The sequence below is a fragment of the Paraburkholderia sp. SSBN10T genome, from assembly GCF_056619545.1.
Genome location: NZ_JBWQQI010000026.1, coordinates 74,207 through 94,477, shown reverse-complemented (window position 1 = coordinate 94,477; position 20,271 = coordinate 74,207). Strand labels below are relative to the sequence as shown.

Genomic DNA, 20,271 nt, shown 5'->3' with positions numbered 1-20,271 from the left:
GCCGCCGTCTGGAAAGCTCGCCCTGGTGATAAACTCCTATCACCATTCTTCGTCCCCTTCCTATGAAATTCTGTTCTGTCTGCGGTCACCCGGTCAGCCTGAGCATTCCGCCGGGCGACAATCGCGAGCGCTTCGTCTGCGCCAGTTGCGGTACCGTGCACTATCAGAATCCGCGCAATGTGGTCGGCACCATCCCGGTCTGGGACGACAAGGTGCTGCTATGCCGCCGCGCGATCGAACCGCGCTACGGCTACTGGACCCTGCCCGCGGGTTTCATGGAAATGGGCGAGACCACCTCCGAAGGGGCGTCCCGCGAAACCTTGGAAGAAGCCGGCGCACGCGTCGAGGTGCAGAGCCTGTTCTCGCTGCTCAATGTGCCACATGTACATCAGGTGCATCTGTTTTATCTCGCACGGCTGCTCGATCTCGACCTCGACGCGGGCGAGGAAAGCCTCGAAGTGAGGCTGTTCGAGGAGCACGAGATTCCGTGGGACGACATCGCTTTTCCGACCGTCGGCCAGACCCTGCGCTTCTTCTTCGCCGACCGCCGCTCGGGTAGCTACGGCCTGCACACCGGCGACATCTTCCGCTCGCTGCGCGAAGGCTGAACGGCACACGCATGGTTCCCTGGCTCGGACCCGACGATCCGTTCCCTGCCGTCGAGCGCGCGCTCGGCGCGGCGAGCGGCGCACCGGGCCTGCTCGCCGCCAGCGCGGACCTGCTGCCGTCGCGCCTGATCGACGCCTACCGGCGCGGCATCTTCCCGTGGTATTCGGACGGTCAGCCGGTGCTCTGGTGGAGCCCCGATCCACGCATGATCCTGCGTCCGGCGGAATTCAAGGTTTCACCCTCGCTGCGCAAGACCTTGAAGAAAGTGCTGCGCGAGGACGCATGGGAAATCCGCGTCGACCACGATTTCGCGGCCGTGATGCGCGCCTGCGCCCAGGCGCCGCGCCGCGGCCAGCGCGGCACGTGGATTACCGCCGACGTCGTGGAAGCCTATTCGTCGCTGCATCGCACGGGCGATGCGCACAGCATTGAAACGTGGTTCGAGGGAGAGCGCGTGGGCGGCCTGTACGGTGTGTCGTTCGGGCGGATGTTCTTCGGCGAATCGATGTTTGCCGAGGTATCCGATGCGTCGAAAATGGCGCTCGCCGCGCTCGTCGGACACTTGCGGCGTCACGGGATAGAACTGATCGACTGCCAGCAGAACACCTCGCATCTGGCTTCGCTGGGCGGCCGCGAGATCGCGCGCAAGACGTTCATTGCGCATGTCCGCTCGACGGTCGATGCTGAGCCCATCCCCTGGTGCTTCGACAAGACCGCGCTGGAGGAGCTCCTGTCGAAATCCGGCGTGGCGGGTTCGTGACACACAAGATCCCGGGGCGAATGCACGCCGGTATCGCACCCTTAATTCCGGCCCCGTTTACCCGATGTCGAGCGGGCTGCCGCCCAACGGATTCCCACCATGCCGCACCAACCCAAAATGCGCACTGTCGTCACGGCGTAACAAAAGCCAAAGGTTTTTGTGCCATCGGGCCTCACCCAAAGAAACAAATCACGGCGCTCCGCAATATACTTGTCACTAATGCCCGGTCCGGCACGCATGATGAAACGGCCACACCGGGGCCGCGCTGCCATTGAAACGGGTTTGAAAGACCCAAAGACGCTTCGAGAGCTGCCAACGTGACGCACCCCAACGAGCTGCCTCTTTCACCGCTTTCCGCGCTGCAATTCTATGCAACGGCGCCCTACCCCTGCAGCTATCTGGAGGGGCGCGTGGCGCGCTCGCAAGTCGCCACGCCAAGCCACCTGATCAACTCCGATGTGTACACCGACCTCGTCAAGGCCGGCTTCCGGCGCTCGGGCGTGTTCACCTACCGCCCGTATTGCGACGGCTGCCGCGCCTGCGTGCCGGTGCGCGTGCCGGTCGACCAGTTCCAGCCGAACCGCACGCAACGCAAGGTGTGGAAAAAGCACGGCGGCCTGATCGCCACGGTCGCCCCGCTGCACTACGACGAAGAGCACTACGCGCTCTATATGCGCTACCAGTCGGCGCGGCACGCCGGCGGCGGCATGGATCGCGACAGCCGCGACCAGTACGAACAGTTTCTGCTGCAAAGCCGGATCAACTCGCGCCTCGTCGAATTCCGCGAACCGCTGGCCGAACACCCCGACGCCCCCGGCCTGCTGCGCATGATCAGCATGATCGACATCCTCGGCGACGGGCTCTCGTCGGTCTACACCTTCTTCGAGCCGGATCTGGCGCACAGCAGCTTCGGCACCTACAACATCTACTGGCAGATCGAACAGGCGCGCAGCCTGCGGCTGCCTTACGTCTACCTCGGCTACTGGATCCGCGAGAGCCAGAAAATGGCGTACAAGGCCAATTTTCGCCCGCTGGAAGGCCTCATCGACAGCACGTGGAAAACGCTCGATCCGCACAATCCCGAACTGCCGCCGGTCGACGCCGCCATCCTGGGCCGGCGCGGCCCGGTCCGGCTGCAACGCTGACGCACGCACGGCGGGGCAAACGCCAGGGGCCGCACAGGTCCTGGCCGCCCCTGCTGCCGCTCCCTGCCGGCTCGTTAAAGCCGGTAAAATAGCGGGTTCCCATTTTCAAGCCGACGGCTTTCGTCCCGTGTTCAGTTCCCTCTACCCGCTCGTACGCGCCCAACTCTTTCGCATGGACGCGGAAGACGCTCACCACCTGACCTTGCGCCTGCTCGGCGCGGTCGGCCGCACCGGCATCGCGGGCACGTTTGCTCCGCGCGTGCCCGACGCGCCGCGCACCGTGATGGGACTGACCTTCCGCAACCCGGTGGGGCTCGCCGCCGGACTGGACAAAGACGGCGCATGCATCGACGGGCTGGCCGCGCTAGGCTTCGGCTTCATCGAGGTCGGCACGGTCACGCCGCGCCCCCAGCCCGGCAATCCGCGGCCGCGCATCTTCCGGCTGCCGCAGGCGAACGCCGTGATCAACCGGATGGGCTTCAACAACGCCGGGGTCGACCAGTTCGTCAAGAACGTGCAGGCCGCGCGCTATCGCGGCACGCTTGGGCTGAATATCGGCAAGAACGCCGACACGCCGATCGAGCGCGCCGCCGAAGACTATCTCTACTGTCTCGAACGCGTCTATCCGTTCGCGAGCTACGTGACGGTCAACATCTCGTCGCCGAACACCAAGAACTTGCGCCAGTTGCAAGGCGCCGGCGAACTCGACGCCCTGCTCGCCGCGCTCAAGGACAAGCAGCAGCGCCTCGCCGACCTGCACGGCAAGCTGGTGCCGCTCGCGCTGAAGATCGCCCCCGACCTCGACGACGAGCAGATCAAGTCGATTGCCGATACGCTGCTGCGCCACCGTTTTGAAGGCGTGATCGCCACCAATACGACGCTCTCGCGCGCCGCCGTCACAGGGCTGCCGCATGCCGAGGAAACCGGCGGCCTGTCGGGCAAGCCGGTGTTCGACGCGTCCAATGAAGTGATCCGCAAGCTGCGCGCCGAGGTCGGCGAGACGGTGCCGATCATCGGCGTCGGCGGCATCTTCTCCGGGGCGGATGCCCGCGCCAAGCTCGAGGCCGGCGCCGCGCTGGTGCAGCTCTACACCGGCTTCATCTACCGCGGGCCGGCGCTGGTGGCCGAATGCGCGCAGGCACTGGCGTAGACTGGGAGAGGCCGCGCCCGCCCTGGCCAAGGCCAGGCCGAGTTATATAGGCATAAACAAACAGTATTTAAGTGCTGATAGTCTGCTTTGTTATGCTTTCCGCTGTTAAAACTGCCCTCCCCGGGCAATAAGCACGAATAAAGGAACACGATGAAATTTGCCTTGCTGAAAAAAATCCTGGTGGCGGGTCTGATCGGCGCCTCGTTCACCGCCGTGGCTGCCCACGCGGAAGACCTGCTCGATCAGGTCAAGCAAAGCGGCACGTTGCGCATCGGCCTCGAAGGCACGTTCCCGCCGTTCGATTCGAAGGCGCCGTCCGGTGAGCTGGTCGGCTTCGACGTCGATATCGCCAAGGCGGTCGCGGCGAAGCTCGGCGTGAAGCCGGTGTTCGTGACCACCGAATGGAGCGGCATCATCGCCGGCCTGCAGGCCGGCAAGTTCGATGTGATCGTCAACCAGGTCGGCATCACCGATGCCCGCAAACAGGTACTCGATTTCTCGCCCGGCTACACCTTCTCCGCCGCGCAACTGATCCAGCGTAAGGACGACACGCGCGAGTTCAAGTCGCTCGAAGACCTGAAGGGCAAAAAGCTCGGCGTGGGTCTCGGCACGAACTACATGGACATGGCGAAATCGGTGCCGGGCATCGACGTCAAGACCTATCCGGGCGCGCCCGAGTACCTGGCGGATCTCGCCGCCGGCCGTCTCGACGCTGCGCTCAACGACCGTCTGATGCTCGCCTATCTGCTGAAGACCTCGCCGCTGCCGCTGCGCACCGGCGCGATGGTCGGCACCGGCACGCCGTCGGGCATTCCGTTCAAGAAGGGCAATCCGAAGTTCGCCAAGGCGATCGACGACGCAATGAGCCAGCTCGAAGCCGACGGTACCTTCGCGAAGATCTCCGACAAGTGGTTCGGCATCGACGTGACCAAGCCCATCGCAAACTGATCGCGCCGGCTGAAAGACCCGCCAAGGGACACAAGGCGGCATCCTCGCGATGCCGCTTTTTTCTTTGCGAGGCGCGAGACTGCGCCGTCCCCGCAAGCGTGCAATCGCATCCCCACCTCACGACCCGTTTATGATGTGCGCTTTGCCGCGCACAACACTCACCGCCCATGTCCACCACTTCCCTGCTCGTCCAATCGCTTCCTGTGCTCGCTCAGGGCGCTGTCCTGACGGTCAAGTTCGCGGTTTTGTCGATGATCTTCGGGCTGCTGGCTGCCAGCGTGCTCGCCGTGATGGGGATCAGCCACAACCGGGTGTTGAACTGGATCGCGCGCATCTACGTGAGCCTCATGCGCGGCACGCCGCTGCTGGTGCAGATCTTCGTGATTTACTACGGCTTGCCGAGCCTCGGCATCTCGCTCGATCCGACGCCTGCGGGCGTGATCGCGCTATCGGCGAACGTCGCGGCTTATCTGTCGGAGAGCATGCGCGGCGCGATCCTCGGCGTGCATAGCGGCCAGTGGTTGGCCGCCTATAGCCTGGGCCTGTCGCGGCGCCAGACCTTGCGTTATGTGATTGCACCGCAGGCGCTGCGCATTGCCGTGCCGAGCCTCTCGAACAGTCTGATCAGCCTCATCAAGGACACCTCGCTGGTGTCGGTGATCACGGTGACCGAGTTGCTGAGAAGCGCGCAGGAAGTGATCGCATCGACCTATCAGCCGCTGCCGCTGTACCTCACGGCCGCTGCGATCTACTGGGTGCTGTGCCAGGTGCTCGAATGGATCCAGCACTGGTACGAACAACGTCTTGCACTGCCCACGCGGCACTGAGCCGCGCACGGCCAGGCGCGAACCCCGGGCCGGCGTGAGCGCTGCGCTCCCGCACAGTCAGGGCGCGCGAGCGCAGCGTGCCTAGCGCGCCGCCAGCGGCGCATCGAGCCGGACGCCGAAGCGGTTAAAGCGCGGCTCGTAGTAACGATCAGGGTCGAGCGAGAACGCGACGCGGCGCGTGCGGCCCATCAGCTCGCCACGCGGGAAAAAGCCGAAGTAGCGCGAGTCCGCACTGTTGTCGCGATTGTCGCCGAGCATCAGATACTCGCCCGGCGGCACGATCACCGGCCCAAACGAATTGCGCGGACTCGGCGACTGCGGCGACAGGCGCACCGTATGCACAACGCCGTCGAAACGCTCGGTCAGATACTCGCCGGGCGTTGCAGCGTCGCCCGGCAGCGGACCGAACCTGAGCGGTTGATAATCGGCACGCACGCCGTTCACGTACAGCACGTTGTCGCGCATCGCCACGCGGTCGCCGGGCAGGCCGATCAGGCGCTTGACGATCAGTTCGTGGGCGGCCGACGAATCGATCGTCACAATGTCGCCACGTTGCGGGTCATGCAGATGCGCAATCGCGATGTGCGTCAGCGGCACGCGCAGATCGTAGGCCATCTTGTCGACGAGGATGCGGTCGCCTTCGCGAATGGTCGGCAGCATCGAGCCGCTCGGCACGACGTTCCAGTCGGCGATAGCGCTGCGGAACAGCACCATCAGCACGAGAAACGCGACAAGGCTCTTGTTGTCGCGCCATAGTTTTCCAAGCATGCGCATCGCAGACGGCTCCAGCGGAAGGTAATCGAAAGCTTCGGCGGCGCCACTGCGGCCCGCCCGCGCAAATCGTACCACCGCCGCACGCAGCGGGCGTCCTGGCTGCGGGCGCCCCGGCGGCCCGATACGCCCCTCCAGCCACTGCGGACGTTCACCGCGCTCGGTGCCGTCTATGCCAGGCGCCCCGCCGGCGCCTCACTCTCCGGCGAAGCGCAGCCCCAGCGCGGCCCGCGCCGCATCGCTCATCCGGATCATCTGCAGGGATTTCGCATGCGGCATCACCGGGCTCTCCAGTTGCCCGGCACGGATCAGGTCGCAGAAGTGCGCGGTCTCGTAGTTGAGGCCGCCGCCTTCGAACGGCTCGTTTAGCTCGACCACCCGCCCATCGGCATAGCGGACCGTGGCGCGGACCGGGTTCCACCAGTTCTCGTGGATCGTCACGTGGCCGCCGGGCGCGAGCAGGAGCGCATCGCCCTTGCCGTACAGATCGAGCCCGCAGAACAGTTGCGCGATGCCATGCTCATGCTGGCTATTGAGGCTCGCGAATGTATCGACGCCGGTCGGCCCGAGGCGTCCCAAGGTCTGCACCTCGAGCGGCGCGCCGAGCCAGTCGACGGCCAGAAAGATCTCGTAGATGCCGATATCGAGCAGCGCCCCGCCGGCATGTTCGAACGAAAACGAGGGATGCTCGGGCGGCACGTTCGCAGCCGAGCAGCCGGCCCGCACGAGGCCGATCGGGCCAACCGGGTCGGCGGCGAGATGCGCGCGCAAGGCGCGATACAGCGGATAGAACGGCGGCTTCATCGCCTCCATGAACAGCCGTTGCGAGCGGCGTGCCGCTGCCAGCACGCGTTCGAGCTGGGCCGCATTGATGGTGGCCGGCTTCTCGCACAGCACATGCAGGCCTGCTTCGAGCGCGGCGATCGCGTAGTCGGCATGGCTGTCCTGCAGCGTGGCAATGTAAAGCGCATCGATGCCGCTTGCGAGCAGCGCCGCGAAGCTCTCACATGCCGTGCCGCCGAATTCCTCCGCGAACGCCGCGGCCGGTTCGGCGCGGCGCGACCAGACGGCCGACAGGCGCGCCCCGGGCACGTGCGCGAGCGCCTGCGCAAAGCGGCGCGCAATGCGGCCCGTACCGACGATGCCCCAACGAATCACGGCAGGTTCAGAGGAGACAGCTTGTTCGAGCGCGCTCCCCGCAGGGGCGGCTTCCAGGGAATGGTTCATTGAACGTTCGAGTTCCGATGCAGTTGAGACGAAGCATCATTGTCGCTCAGGTCGGCACACCTTCGCGTGCCTGCCCATGGCGATGCCTGTCCCGTCATGCAGGGCGCCGACCCTTGAGCCTGGCGGCTCAAGCCGGTCCCGAACTCAGGCGCCCTCAGCCGTGTACCGGCCGCTCGACCGCAAACACGCCGCCCATCTCTTCCGTGGTGTAGTCGATCAGCGCCAGCGACGCGGCTTCCGCGGCCGCCGCATCGCGCCGCTCGATCGCCTCCACGACGCGCCCGTGGTTCGCCACCACGGCCTCCCAGGCGCCGGCCTTGGTCATCACGATCGGATTGACGGCCGCCAGCGCGCCGCGAATGATCGCCGCCATCTGCTGGAAGAACTGATTGCCGCTCGCCACGACGATCCGCGTATGCAGCAGTTCGTCGGCGCTCTGGTAGCCCGGTTCGCCCGGCCGGATGGAACGGAACGCGTCGAACGCGTCGCGAATCGCCGCGATGTCGGCTGCACTACCGCGCGCGGCCGCCTGGGCGCACGCCCGCGGTTCGATCAGGACGCGAAATTCGATGACGTCGCGCAGGAACATCGGATCGGGCTTCGCACGAAAGCGCCAGCTCACGACATCCTCGTCGATCATCCGCCAGTCGCGCATTGGCCTGATGCGCGTGCCTATCTTCGGCCGCACATCGAGCATGTCGCGCGCAAGCAGCATCGACAGCGCTTCACGCATCACCGTTCGACTCACGTCGAACTCTTTGGACAGCACATCTTGCGGTGGCAGCACCGCGCCATACTTCTCCTCGACGATGCCCGTGACGAGCCCGTCCATGACCTTGCTGACCAACGAACGATCCTTGCTTCCCTGTTCCATGACACTCTCCCCGAAGCGGGTGATCCCCCCGCGTAGCCTGTTTATCAAGCGGCCCTCGTGTGTCGTTTTGTATAGTTGTTTTGTTGTATTAATCGATACGTTGCTTGCTTCAATGCAGATGCGCCAGTTGGGAAACGTCCTGACAGGGTTATCCCTCTGAAGAATTGTTTCGTTCATGTAACGCGCGGCCCCATGCGAGCCTGGAAGCTTGCGTATCAAGCGTGCGTGAGCCCAGCAGATTGCATAGTGCGACGACGCACGCAAAGTCGACAATTGGCGTATCTGCAACGGGTTGTGTCCGGCAGCGCACTCATCGCTGTACTTTGCATGGCGCGCTGCGATGAGTGCGCGATCGCAGGCGCCTAGCAGTGGCTCCTTGCAACCGAGCCGTAGCGTCCGCCAAAAAAGACCAGCGGGTCGTGTTCATCGAGCGAAAAGACCAGCACCTCGCCGATAAACAACGTGTGGTCGCCGCACGGATGACGGTCGACCAGACGCGCGGCGAAGCGGGCCACCGCGTGTTCGAGCAGCACCACATCGGGCAGGCCGTCGACGGCGGCAAAGCGCGGCGCGAGCGCCGCCTGCGCATCGCCGGCAAAGTGGCGGCTATGCGATTCCTGCGCGTCGGACAGCACGCTCACCCCGAACAGGCTGCTCTCCATCAGACGTTGGTGCATGCGGGCGCGATGCCCGACCGAGACCACGATCAAGGGCGGCTTGAGCGAGCCGGACATGAAGGCATTGGCGGTCATCGCATGCAAGTGCTCACCGCTGCCGGCCGAAATCACCACCACGCCGGTGGCAAAGCGCCCCAGCGCGCGCCGGAAGCAACGCTCGTCGAAGCCCTCGCCGCACCCAGGCGGCATGCCCTCAGCAGCGGCCGGCTCACCGACTGGAAAGACCCTCGCGTTCATCGCCCCCCTCCTCTGTCCGGCCATATTGATCGTCGAAGCGCACGATGTCGTCCTCGCCGAGATAGCAACCCGATTGCACCTCGATGATTTCGAGCGGTGTCTTGCCCGGGTTTTCGAGCCGGTGTGTCACGCCAAGCGGAATGTAGGTCGACTGATTCTCCGACAACAGGAAACACTCGTCGCCGCGCGTGACGCGCGCCGTGCCGCGCACCACCACCCAGTGCTCGGCGCGGTGATGATGCATCTGCAACGAGAGTCGGCCACCCGGTTGCACCACGATGCGCTTCACCTGAAAGCGCTCGCCACGGTCGATCGAATCGTAGAAACCCCACGGCCGTTGCACCTTGCGATGCTCATGCACTTCCGTGCCGCGCTCCGCTTTCAGTCGGCTGACAATCGCCCGGACGTCCTGCACGCGGTCCTTTGCCGCGACCAGCACGGCGTCGGCCGTTTCGACGACCACCACCCCCGTCACGCCGACGCATGCCACGAGCCGGCCGTCGGAATGCGCAAAGCTGTCCGTGGAGCCTTCGAACAGCACCCGGCCACGCGCGACGTTGCCGTCCGTGTCTTTGCCGCAGGCCTGCCAGACTGCGTCCCAGGCGCCGACGTCGGACCAGCCCGCCGCCAGCGGGACCACCACCCCGGGCAGACGCGCATCGGTGGCGATACGCTCCATCACCGCATAGTCGATCGAATCGGCCGGGCAAGCGGCGAACGCCGCGCGCTCGAGGTGCAGGTTTGCGTCGGCGTCCGTCACCGCGCGCTCGAACGCCGCCGTGCAGGCTTCCGCCATTGCCGGCCGGCAGTGGGCGAGCGCCGCGAGCCACACCGAGGCGCGCACCACGAACATCCCGCTGTTCCACCAGTACTCGCCGGATGCGACGTAGTGCTCCGCCAGTTCCTGATCGGGCTTCTCGACGAAGCGCTCGATTGCGCGGGCGCCGTGCCGATCGAGTTCAGCACCGGTGCGGATATAGCCATAGCCGGTTTCGGCGCGTTGCGGCGGCACGCCCAGCGTGACGATCGCACCGCCCGCCGCATGCCTGACCGCCTGCTTCAACGCATCGGCGAAAGCGGCATGATCGGTAATCAGATGGTCGGCAGGCAAGGCTACGATGACCGGGTCGTCGCCCACGGCCGCCGCCGCTCGTGCCGCGAGCGCGGCCACGGTGAGCGCAGGTGCGGTGTTGCGCGGCACCGGCTCGAGCAGCAGGCGCACCGGCCTGCCGGTTCTTGCGAGCCGCTCGGCGGTCTGCAGGCGCAGATCCTCACAGCACACGACCAGCGTCATGGCCTCGCGCAAGCTCGCTTGGGCCGCCGCCCCGGTTGGTGCGGCGAACAGCTTGTCGAGCCGGCTCAAGGTCGCCTCGAGCAGCGATTGATCGCCGATCAGCCCGATGAGCTGCTTCGGATAACGCTCGCGCGACAGCGGCCAGAGGCGCGTGCCGGAGCCGCCCGCGAGAATCACGGGCTGAACGGTGACACGAGCCGGCGTTTCGGGGGCGCACACGCCATCTGCTTCGGGTATGAACGGTTCGACAACGCGGTTCATGGCAGCGCCTCTTTTGTCCTGTTGGTGGAGATCCGGCGCACGGTCATGCCGTGCCCGGCTTGCGGGCGATAAAGTGCAGCCACCACGCGTCGCTGGTCTGTGCATCGTCGGCAATACGGTCTCCTTCGCAACTGCCGAACACCACATCGGTTTGCAGGCCCAGTTCAGCCAGTTGGCGACGCTGCTCGGACAACGTGGTGTAGACGATCACAATGCCGAAGTTATGTGCCGCAGCCGTCCTGATCGAATACCCCTCGTAGTCGCGATTCAACCTGGCATGCCGCAGATAATTGAAACTCGCCACCGGCAGACGCTGCGCCGAGCGCAAGGTACGCCAGCCGAGCTTGAGCGGATTGAACGTCAAACGCGGCAGCAATTGCCAGACATTCTCCCGGTACCCCGGACCGTCCCGGTTGTGCGACGAAAACAGGAGGTAGCCGCCGGGCCGCACGACGCGGCACATCTCCTTCAGGATCTGCACCCGTCCCACGTAGTCGACACAGTCGATGCCGTTCCAGCTAAACGCGACCAGGCCATAGTGATCGGACGGCAGCGCCGACATGTTGCGGGCATCCATATGCCGAAGATCGAGGCCAGGATGACGCGCTCGCGCGAGTTCCAGCAGCTTCTCCGTATAGTCGACGCCGGTGTACGCGCTCGAAATCGAGGTCATCAATGGAATCGTGCGTCCCGCGCCAATGCCGATATCGAGCAGCGGCGACCCCGCGCAACGCGGGGAGATCCATTCGAAGGCAGCCTGCTCGCCGAGATCGGTAAACGTCTTGTCGAGCGTGAACTCACGAACGGCATCGTGCGAGTTCCAGGCACTGCGGTTGATACGGTCCAACTCGGACTGACTGTTCACGAGCGTACTCCGTCAAGGGTGTGGTCGCGCCGGGTTCAGGAACTCGATGTTCCGCCAGATGGCGCACTGGCGGAGCGACTCAGGAACGACGCCGGCGCGGTTGCAACCGGAGTGACTGCTGCGGCCGGCTGCAGCGCACCTGCGCGAAGCACTTCTTCGAACAGCCAGCGCTGCGCATCGGCCATCGCCGCTTCGCGCGCCGGCCGGGTAAACAACGCATGGTCGAGCCTGGGCAAGGTCACCGCGCGGACTCGCGGATACCGGCGCAGCGCGCCGAGGCGTGCGCCGAACTGCACCCGCGCCTCGTCCAGTCCGACGTCGAACTCGCCATAGGCAAGCCTCAAGTGTGCGCCTTTGGCGTGCACGGCCCGCACCACCGCACGGACTTCGTTAGTGGTCAAGGCCCAGCCGGTACGGTGCTCGATCCAGTTGGTCGCGGCGTGCCAGCAGCGTCGTGCGACGCGCTTGCCCAGCACGTTGGCGACGCGCAACGGATGGCTCTGCCCGCGCAGTGCCTGCAACCATTTCTCGCTAGCCAGGGCGGAGCGCCAGTAGACCTTGGACGACGCGAACTGATGAACGCCCGGATCGCGGGCCGCGCCATCCCAGACGAATTTCTGCAGATTCAGGCCGAAAGCGCCCACGATCTGCGGATGACGAACACACGCATGCAGGCCCACGAACGCACCACCGCATACGCCGAACGTGACGACTCGCGCATGGCCTTGCGCGACCAGCCAGTCGGCGCCGGCAGCCGCATCGTCACAGGAGGCATCCGAGTAGATCGTATCCAGCGTGATGGTCTCTGCAACCGGCATGGCGTCGCCGAGGCCGCCCAGGTCCATGCGCAACGATGCAATGCCAAGCGCCGCGAGACGCCGTGCAAACAGCACGAAGATGCGTCCATCGCCGATGTGATGACTCGCGCCGGTGTTGAAGAACAACATCGCAGGCGCGCCGGCCCGTGGTGCAGCCGGCTCGCAGTAAATGCCGAAGTATCGGCCGAACACGACCGGCCGCTCGACGGCATCGGGCACGGTTAGCGCAAGTTCGGGAACGCTGGGCGCATTGACGTCGTTGCTTGCCGTGACTGGCCGCCGCTCTTCCAGGTCTTCCGCCAGCCACTGCGTCACGCGCGAAAACGCGTCGACCGGCTCTTCGCTATACAGCGCTTCGATCATGAAGCGATCGCATTCGTCGAAGCTTTGCCGCTCGACCGTCACGCCGTTCGCCCGGTAATGTTCGGCAAGCGCGCCGGCGCGGTTGCGGTCGCTGGAATCGAGCAGCAACACGCGCCGCGCCGGTACTCGCGTATCGCAACGCAGATCGAGCGCAGCCAATTGTTCGATGTCGTCGCCGTGAATGCCGAAACCGAATGCTTCGACATACGCCTCGTCCTCCGCAATCGGCTCGGCGTTCATACCGGCCGGCGTACTGAGCCAGCTCTGGCGATGCGCGCGCAACTCCCGCAAATAATTGCGCCCGGTGATCGCGGGCGCCAGCAATACCAGCGCGTCGATGTCGCCAAGACGCTCGGCAGCCAGCGCCGCGAGCGATGCGCCGAGACGCAGACCGACCAGCGATACGCTCTCCACTCCGGTCCATTCGCGCAACCGGCGGGTCGCGGCAGCAATGCTGTCGAGCCATGCATCGAGCCGCCGCGGATCGTTTTCCGCCCCCGCCGAATCGCCCGCACCGGGATAATCGAAACGCAGCACCGGCATCCCGGCTGCGGCAATCCGCTCCGCGAACTTGCGCCAGCCACGATGCGTGCAAAGCGCGTCATATCCGAACGGACTGCACAGGACGACGCCCCTGTTGCCTGTCGCCGAATGCAGCCAGCCGAAACAGCCGTCGAAGACGACAGGTCTCATTGAATCTCCTCGTGGGGTCGCTCTGCCCTTGCGCTCCGCCCACATGAGCGCGACCCGGTTCGTTGTGCGGCGTCAACGCACGGTAGCCGGGGTGGCCCTTCAAAGAGGGCCGCCAAACCTTAAGCGCATTTAACCAATCCTGGAGATGCAAATCTGTACGGCCCCGCACACATTCCGGCCCTGCACGGGTGCACCATCTGGGCACCGTCAACCCTGTCGCGCGAGTCGCGGTTTTGTCACCTAGTGCGAGTCGAACATGCTCTTCAACAGCTACGAATTTCTGTTCGCCTTTCTACCGGCCGTCTTTCTGATGTTTTTTATGATCGGACGCCATAGCCGCTTACTCGCCGCCGGCTGGCTAGCGCTCGCGTCGCTATTCTTTTATGGCTGGTGGAATCCGCACTTCGTGCTGCTGTTGATGCTGTCGGTAAGCGGTAACTATCTCGCCGGCAGGGAACTGTCGCGTCATCGGCAAACAGCCGTCGGCAAGCGGCTGCTCACGCTGGCGATCGCCTGCAACCTCGGCTTGCTCGCGCTGTACAAGTACAGCAATTTCTTCATCGCCACGCTCGACCATACGTTCGGCGCACATCTCAGCGGCTTGAATATCGTGCTGCCACTGGGCATTTCGTTCTTCACGTTCACACAGATTGCGTTCCTCGTCGATGCTTATCGCGGCATCGCTACCGAATTCAACTTTGTTCACTACACGCTGTTCGTGACGTACTTTCCGCATCTGATCGCAGGACCGGTGCTGCATCACAAGGAAATGATGCCGCAATTCGCGAGCCGCGATTGCTACCGGATCGTACCGGCCAACGTCGCCACCGGTGTGCTGTTTCTGACGATAGGCCTCGCCAAGAAAATCCTGCTCGCCGATAACCTCAGTCCTTACGTGTCGCCGGTTTTCAATGCCGCCGATCACGGTGTCACGCTCAATCTGCTGGCTGCATGGACCGGCGCACTTGCGTACACGTTTCAGCTTTACTTCGACTTTTCCGGTTATACGGATATGGCAATCGGCATCTCGAGGATGTTCAACATCGTCCTGCCGCTCAATTTCAATTCTCCGTACAAGTCGGCCAACATTGTCGAGTTCTGGCGGCGCTGGCATATGACGTTGTCGCGCTTCCTGCGCGATTACCTGTACATTCCGCTCGGCGGCAACCGCGACGGCGCCGCACACCGCTATCTGAACCTGATGATCACCATGGTGCTCGGCGGCCTGTGGCACGGGGCGAACTGGACCTTCGTGATCTGGGGCGGCCTGCATGGACTGTTTCTGTGCGTCAACCATGCATGGCGCTTTGCAACGGGCGATGCACGGGCTCGCTGGGAGGCTCGCAGAAGCTATCGCGTGGTAAGCGCCATGCTCACCTGCATTGCCGTCATGGCTGCCTGGGTATTTTTCCGCGCGCCTTCGTTTCACGCGGCCTTCGTTGTGCTCGGCGGCATGGCCGGGTTGCATGGAATCGCCGTGCCGATGCAGTTGCAGCCGTTGTTCACGAAGCTCGCGGGACACTACGCGTCGCTTGTCACGTTCGCCGAACCGTGGGGCGTTCTGCAGCCATACGGCATTGCCGAGGCGAAGAAATGCGTGCTGCTGCTGGCCGCGAGCACGGTCATCGTGTGGGGCTGCCCGAACTCGCAACAGATCGTCGCGCGCCTCACGCGAGCCGGTCGTCCGCTAGCCGCGCGTCCGGCGCATTCGCTTGCGTTGGCAAGCGGACTCGGTTGCGGTGTGACCTTCATCTGTTGCCTGCTGTTCCTCGCCCGCAAGGCCGAGTTTCTCTACTTCCAGTTCTGAATCATGCACGCCCGAACTTTCTTCATTGGCTTCTTCGCCCCGTTGCTGTTATGCGTCGCAGCGGTCGTCGTATCGTTTGCCGCCGGCATCCATGTGCCCGGTCCACGTCTGTCGGCAAGCGAAGCATTCAATGAAAAAACCTCGTGGCTGCGTGAGCGCCTGACGCCGTCACGCTGCGACGTGCTGGTGATCGGTTCGTCGGTAGCGCTAAACGACGTAGACGACCGGCAACTCGCCCACAGCCTGAAGACGTCGAACATCATCAATGCCGCCTCGTGGGGCCTCAACACCGAAGATCTCCCGACGCTCTATGCACATCTGTCGCAACGCTGCAAATTCCGCACGGTGATTCTCGCGACCACTTATGTCGATTTCGAATGGCATTGGGACAAAGGCATCGACTGGCAAACGTTCGAACGCTATTTGTCCGGCGCCCGACTCGAGCCTTACGTGCAGTCGCCGGATCTGTACTACTACACCAGCAGGATCACCGCCGGATGGCGCGATCGCGGTCATCCAGGCAACGTCGATTCACTGGACTTCGATCACGGCGGCTCGGTGCTGCTGTCGTGCGGCAAACATGCGCTTTCCGACGAACGCGTCTATGCGTATCGCAACCATCCTGTCGTTCCGCCGCGCCCGGCTGCGCTTGCCGCCCTCGCCCAACTGTCCGCGCAGATCAAACAGGACGGTGCGCATTTCATCATCGTATCGACACCGGTAGCCGCGGTGGCACGCGCGCAGTTCGGCCCGTCGCTGCCGAATTTCTGGCAGCCGATCGAGACCTTGGCGAAACAGCAAGGCATTCCGTTTATCTACGGGCAGACCAGGCTGGCGCTCGACGATGCCCTGTTCGTCGACTACCTGCATCTGAACCGCTGCGGCGCGGAAACGTTTACGCGCTGGTTGACCGATTCGCTACCGGAAACGGCAACCTGAAGCCCCTTCGAGGACACCCGATGCACGCACCCAGGCTCGTCATTGCCCCCGGCGCATTCCGTCTGGCACTCGCCTGCACGGTCTTGGTCAGCCATGTATTGCCGCTCGCGCTAGGCGCCGCGGCCGTCTATCTGTTTTTCGCCCTGAGCGGCTACTGGATTTATCAGATGTGGCACACGGAGTACGCGTCGCTCGATCGTCCCTATACGACGTTTCTGATCTCGCGCGTCTGGCGGCTGTTTCCGGCGCTCTACGCAACGCTGGTCATCCTCGCGCTCTGTGTGCATCCGCTCGGATGGCTGACGTTCCAGTTTCCCGGCGACTGGTCGCCCGCGGCGCTCAATTTCTACGTGTCGCATCTGGTTCTGCTCGGCTACGCACAACTGCGTACACCCGATAACCTGATTCCCACGGTGTGGTCGCTCGATATCGAACTGCAGTTCTATCTGGTCGCCCCGCTGCTGATCTGGCTGCTCGATCGCACCTCGCACCGCTCGATCGGCCGTCTCGCGCTATACGGTTTCGCAGCGGCAGGGCTGACGCTGCTGTTTACGGTCTACGGGCTGCGTCCCGCGACCGGCACGCTGCCGCTCTACCTCGCGTTCTTCCTGTGCGGATTGCTGACGGCACACCACGGCTGGCGTCCGGCGCCAAGGCAGGCGCACGCCAGCCTGTTCGGCGCAACATTGCTGCTGTGCGGTTGCATTTGCCTGCCCCATGCACGCGAATTCTTTCTCTGGGGCAGTTTTTCGGGCCCGCTCACCCAGTACAACGCACAGGCGAACGGGTTGCTCGCTTTCCTGCTCGTGCCTTATGCAATGGCAACCGCCAGACAGACCGGCAAGCGCACCGACCGCGTGCTCGGCAATCTCTCCTACGAGGTCTATCTCGTCCACGGCGCGGCGCTGCCTATCTTCCTGCAACATTGTCTGCACCTGTCGCGCGCGGCACGGCTGCCCTGGATTGTGCTGATGGTGGTTGCCGTCGCGGCAGTGTCGTGGCTCATCTATCGTTACGTCGACGAACCTTCGGAAAAGCTGCGCCGCGCGTTTGTCAAGGCACAGCGCAGACGTTCCACAACCGCGCCGTCCCGCGCAACCGGTACAGCATAGGGCCGAATCCGGCGAACCGGCGGCAGCCCTGAGTGCGGCGGCGCACCGACACGCCGCCGCGCAGGCGGCACATTTCGCCCTATCCGCTACATCGTTCCCCTCAACCGGACCTGCCGGAAAGCTAGCAATGGAAAAAAGCCTCGTCAGGAACGTCGTCATCAATTTTGCGGGTTCGGTCGCGCCGACCTTCATCTCCCTCGCCACGGTGCCGGCCTACCTGCATCTGATGGGCGTGGAACGGTATGGTGTGATCAATCTCGTCTGGGCGTTGATCGGCTATTTCAGCGTGCTCGATCTCGGGACGAGTCTGGCTACCGAAAACCAGATCGCGCGCGTGCGCGAGCGCAACGATGGCTCGGTCGAGCGCATTTTCTGGAGCGCCTGCGCGCTCAATCTGATGACTGGCGTGGTGGGTGGCCTGATCATCTACTTCGGTGCGTTTGTGTACGTGTCGCACGGTGTACAGATCGACCCGCGGTTTCAACGTGAGGTACTGGCAAGCCTGCCGTGGATCGCGATTGCCGTGCCGCTCGCCAACGTGACGTGGGTGTTTGCCGGCGCGATCACCGCCGTGGAGCGATTCGCCAGCTACAACACCTGCCAGACCATCGGCACCGTACTGTTTCAGGTGCTGCCGCTCGCCGCGATCTATTGCTTTTCCCCCTCGCTCGCCGTGGTGATCCCGGCCGCCGTCTGTGCACGTATTGTTGCCGGGGTCCTGCTTGGCGTGGCGACGTTCCGCGCCCTGGGTATCAGGCGGCCCGGCATGCCCGAGTGGAGCGCGATCGTCGAGTTGTTCCGCTATGGCCGCTGGCTACTGCTGTTTTCCGGCGCGGGCATGATCTCCCAAACGCTGGACCGTGTGCTCGTCGGCTCGATCATGGGCGCCCGCTTCGTCGCCTACTACGCGACACCGCAAAATCTGGTCACGCGCCTGAACATTCTGCCGGGTGCGATGTTGCGCACCCTGTTCCCGCGACTGTCGGCCTGCTCGCGCGAGGACGCCGATAATCTGGCGCGCAGCGCGCTGGGATTTCTGAACGGCATATTTACGCCCTGCATGATAGTCGCCCTGTTCGCACTCGAACCGTTCCTCAACCTGTGGCTGGGTCCGCAAATGGCGGCTGCGTCCGCGCCGGTCGGACGCGTCCTGATCGTCGGCGTCTGGCTCGCCGGACAATCGAGCATCCTCGGCATTCTCATCCAGGCGCAGTCCAACCCTGCCGACGTCGCGCGCGTCAGTTGGCTCCAGCTTCCGTTCTTCATCGCAGCGCTGTGGTTTTCGATCCGCACGTTCGGCATCATCGGCGCCGGCGGTGTCGTGGTGGTCAAGGCGGCCTTCGATTACGGCGCTTTTCTCTATTTCGCGCGCCTGCACGTTCGCCCGATCGTGCGCAATATGCTTGCGCACGTCGCGTTTCTCGTGACTGCGGCGCTGCTCGCTTGCGTGTTGACGACCCTGCCGGCACTGATCTGCGTGGGCCTCGCGCTCACGCTGGCCAATCTCGGGTGGTCGCTGCATGAATCGAGCGAACTCCGCAAGATCGTGCGCCAGATCTGGGGGCGCATTTCCCTCAAGGCTAGTTAGAGCCTGTCCACGCTGATAACGGGCTTGCGAACGTGGGTTGCCGGCCGCGGTGCAAGGAGCGAGAAGCGCCGTTTAGCCGCGCGGCACGCACAACCGCCTGTTCTCTCGGTCGTGCGTGAAAACAACCGGCGTTTCAGCAAGACTTTTCCGTCACGCCACAACGCGCGCGGTCCGTCGCAGATGTGATTTGTAGAGCAGCTCGAAGCGATCCGCGACTCTCGACCAACTATACTCGAGCGCCGTTTCTCTCGCGCGACGCTGCAACGCCGTCCAGCGCGCCGGGTCGTCCAGCAAAGCCTGCACCGCTTCGCTGAGCGCCGCCGGGTCGCCGGGAGGGACGATCACGCCGTTATCGCCATTGCGCACGTAAGCACGCAAACCGCCGATATCCGACACCACAGGTACGAGGCCACACGCCATCGCTTCAAGCGGCGATAACGGAAACCCTTCGTAGATCGAAGGGAAAGTGAGTATGTGACAGCGCGCAAGCAGTTCGGGCAGCCTGGCATTATCGAACACCGGAACGACGGTGATCCGCTCGCGCGTGCTTTCCGGAAAGCGCGCGAGCGTCTGCTCAGCGGGCTCGCCGGTGCCGAACAACGTCAGCGTGATCTCGTGGTTGCGTTCGAACAGCGCCGTCGCAGCCGTCGCCAGCGTAGCAATGCCTTTCCAGTAATTGGCGCGGCCGATAAACGCCAGATTGAGCGGGACCGCTGCCTGCTTGCCCGCGTCACTGAGCGCCTTGTGGGCGATCGACGTAAACGTTTCGTCAATGCCGTTGTCGATCTGTACGACGCGGCTTTCGCCAAGGTTCAGCTTCGCTACGGCGAACGCGCACTCGGTGTCGTTGAGCAGCATCGCGACATCGGCCCACTGAAACGATTTCGTACATTCCCACAGCCGAAGTCCACCGTGGTAGAAACTGTACTTCCACGATTTCGCCACGTTGCCGGAGCGGCAGCCTTCGAGAAACAGCTCGTGGACGACAGGCTCCATGCCGTGGCTGCGCGTCACCGACAACTGCCGCTGACGCCAGCCGAACGTGCGCCTCGCAAGGTTGATCAACCAGCCGTCCCCCGACGACATGTCGAGCACATCGTACTCGGGATGCGCGATGACATGCAGCAGCACGAACCACGGGAAGAACATCGTGCGCGCCAGTCCGGTGATACCTTTGACGTCGTCATGCGACAGAATCGCTACTTCATGGCCGCGCGCGCGCATTGCCTCGGCGAGCTTGAGCGTCACCCCAGGCGCTCCCGCGTTGCGGCTCAGGTTGTGGTGAATCGTGAACAGGATATTCATC

18 protein-coding genes are annotated in these 20,271 nt (G+C 64.0%); 10 read left to right on the top strand and 8 right to left on the bottom strand.

Annotated features, from left to right (window positions below):
* Window positions 1-62: 62 nt before the first annotated feature.
* The 6 genes from AC1ECK_RS30660 to AC1ECK_RS30635 all read left to right on the top strand — a co-directional run bounded on the left by AC1ECK_RS30660 (window position 63) and on the right by AC1ECK_RS30635 (window position 5,439).
* Window positions 63-608 (top strand): NUDIX hydrolase, encoded by a 546-nt coding sequence (locus AC1ECK_RS30660; protein ID WP_480325994.1) that lies wholly within the window; start codon window positions 63-65, stop codon window positions 606-608.
* A gap of 11 nt (window positions 609-619) precedes the next feature.
* Window positions 620-1,369: a leucyl/phenylalanyl-tRNA--protein transferase gene (gene aat, locus AC1ECK_RS30655; protein WP_480325993.1), complete on the top strand. Its 750-nt coding sequence runs from the start codon at window positions 620-622 to the stop codon at window positions 1,367-1,369.
* Window positions 1,370-1,686: 317 nt separating this feature from the next.
* Window positions 1,687-2,514 (top strand): arginyltransferase, encoded by an 828-nt coding sequence (locus tag AC1ECK_RS30650; protein ID WP_480325991.1) that lies wholly within the window; start codon window positions 1,687-1,689, stop codon window positions 2,512-2,514.
* 127 nt (window positions 2,515-2,641) lie between these two features.
* Window positions 2,642-3,664 (top strand): quinone-dependent dihydroorotate dehydrogenase, encoded by a 1,023-nt coding sequence (locus AC1ECK_RS30645; protein ID WP_480325989.1) that lies wholly within the window; start codon window positions 2,642-2,644, stop codon window positions 3,662-3,664.
* 150 nt (window positions 3,665-3,814) lie between these two features.
* A complete protein-coding gene (locus AC1ECK_RS30640; RefSeq protein ID WP_480325987.1) occupies window positions 3,815-4,612 on the top strand; it encodes a cystine ABC transporter substrate-binding protein in 798 nt (265 codons plus the stop codon).
* A gap of 167 nt (window positions 4,613-4,779) precedes the next feature.
* On the top strand, window positions 4,780-5,439 hold the full coding sequence (locus AC1ECK_RS30635; protein WP_480325985.1) for an amino acid ABC transporter permease: 660 nt from the start codon (window positions 4,780-4,782) through the stop codon (window positions 5,437-5,439).
* Between the two features lie 81 nt (window positions 5,440-5,520).
* Here the strand turns inward: AC1ECK_RS30635 and lepB are convergent, their stop codons facing one another.
* From lepB to AC1ECK_RS30600, 7 genes are all read right to left on the bottom strand, one after another.
* Complete coding sequence (gene lepB / locus AC1ECK_RS30630) at window positions 5,521-6,213, bottom strand: signal peptidase I (RefSeq protein ID WP_480325983.1); 693 nt, start codon at window positions 6,211-6,213, stop codon at window positions 5,521-5,523.
* Between the two features lie 192 nt (window positions 6,214-6,405).
* A complete protein-coding gene (locus AC1ECK_RS30625; RefSeq protein WP_480325981.1) occupies window positions 6,406-7,437 on the bottom strand; it encodes a Gfo/Idh/MocA family protein in 1,032 nt (343 codons plus the stop codon).
* Window positions 7,438-7,591: 154 nt separating this feature from the next.
* Window positions 7,592-8,311: a FadR/GntR family transcriptional regulator gene (locus tag AC1ECK_RS30620; protein WP_480326044.1), complete on the bottom strand. Its 720-nt coding sequence runs from the start codon at window positions 8,309-8,311 to the stop codon at window positions 7,592-7,594.
* A gap of 362 nt (window positions 8,312-8,673) precedes the next feature.
* Window positions 8,674-9,225 carry a flavin reductase family protein gene (locus tag AC1ECK_RS30615; protein WP_480325979.1) on the bottom strand — a complete coding sequence of 184 codons (552 nt, stop codon included), beginning with the start codon at window positions 9,223-9,225 and terminating at the stop codon, window positions 8,674-8,676.
* Window positions 9,197-10,780 (bottom strand): mannose-1-phosphate guanylyltransferase/mannose-6-phosphate isomerase, encoded by a 1,584-nt coding sequence (locus tag AC1ECK_RS30610; protein WP_480325977.1) that lies wholly within the window; start codon window positions 10,778-10,780, stop codon window positions 9,197-9,199. The genes AC1ECK_RS30615 and AC1ECK_RS30610 overlap by 29 nt, the downstream gene beginning before the upstream one ends.
* 43 nt (window positions 10,781-10,823) lie before the next feature.
* Window positions 10,824-11,645 carry a class I SAM-dependent methyltransferase gene (locus AC1ECK_RS30605; RefSeq protein ID WP_480325975.1) on the bottom strand — a complete coding sequence of 274 codons (822 nt, stop codon included), beginning with the start codon at window positions 11,643-11,645 and terminating at the stop codon, window positions 10,824-10,826.
* A 35-nt stretch (window positions 11,646-11,680) separates the two neighbouring features.
* Window positions 11,681-13,519 (bottom strand): alpha/beta hydrolase family protein, encoded by a 1,839-nt coding sequence (locus AC1ECK_RS30600; protein WP_480325973.1) that lies wholly within the window; start codon window positions 13,517-13,519, stop codon window positions 11,681-11,683.
* Between the two features lie 256 nt (window positions 13,520-13,775).
* Here AC1ECK_RS30600 and AC1ECK_RS30595 point away from each other — a divergent pair, with 256 nt between their 5' ends.
* The 4 genes from AC1ECK_RS30595 (at window position 13,776) to AC1ECK_RS30580 (ending at window position 18,965) form a co-directional block, all read left to right on the top strand.
* Entirely contained in the window at window positions 13,776-15,326 is a 1,551-nt protein-coding gene (locus tag AC1ECK_RS30595; RefSeq protein ID WP_480325971.1) for an MBOAT family O-acyltransferase, read from the top strand.
* Window positions 15,327-15,329: 3 nt separating this feature from the next.
* The gene (locus AC1ECK_RS30590) at window positions 15,330-16,265 is read left to right on the top strand and encodes a hypothetical protein (protein WP_480325969.1); all 936 of its coding nucleotides are present in this window, start codon (window positions 15,330-15,332) and stop codon (window positions 16,263-16,265) included.
* 20 nt (window positions 16,266-16,285) lie between these two features.
* Window positions 16,286-17,377: an acyltransferase family protein gene (locus AC1ECK_RS30585; protein WP_480325967.1), complete on the top strand. Its 1,092-nt coding sequence runs from the start codon at window positions 16,286-16,288 to the stop codon at window positions 17,375-17,377.
* Window positions 17,378-17,504: 127 nt separating this feature from the next.
* The gene (locus tag AC1ECK_RS30580; protein ID WP_480325965.1) at window positions 17,505-18,965 is read left to right on the top strand and encodes a flippase; all 1,461 of its coding nucleotides are present in this window, start codon (window positions 17,505-17,507) and stop codon (window positions 18,963-18,965) included.
* Between the two features lie 150 nt (window positions 18,966-19,115).
* Here AC1ECK_RS30580 and AC1ECK_RS30575 read toward each other — a convergent pair whose 3' ends face one another.
* A complete protein-coding gene (locus AC1ECK_RS30575; protein WP_480325963.1) occupies window positions 19,116-20,270 on the bottom strand; it encodes a glycosyltransferase family 4 protein in 1,155 nt (384 codons plus the stop codon).
* Window position 20,271: the final 1 nt, after the last annotated feature.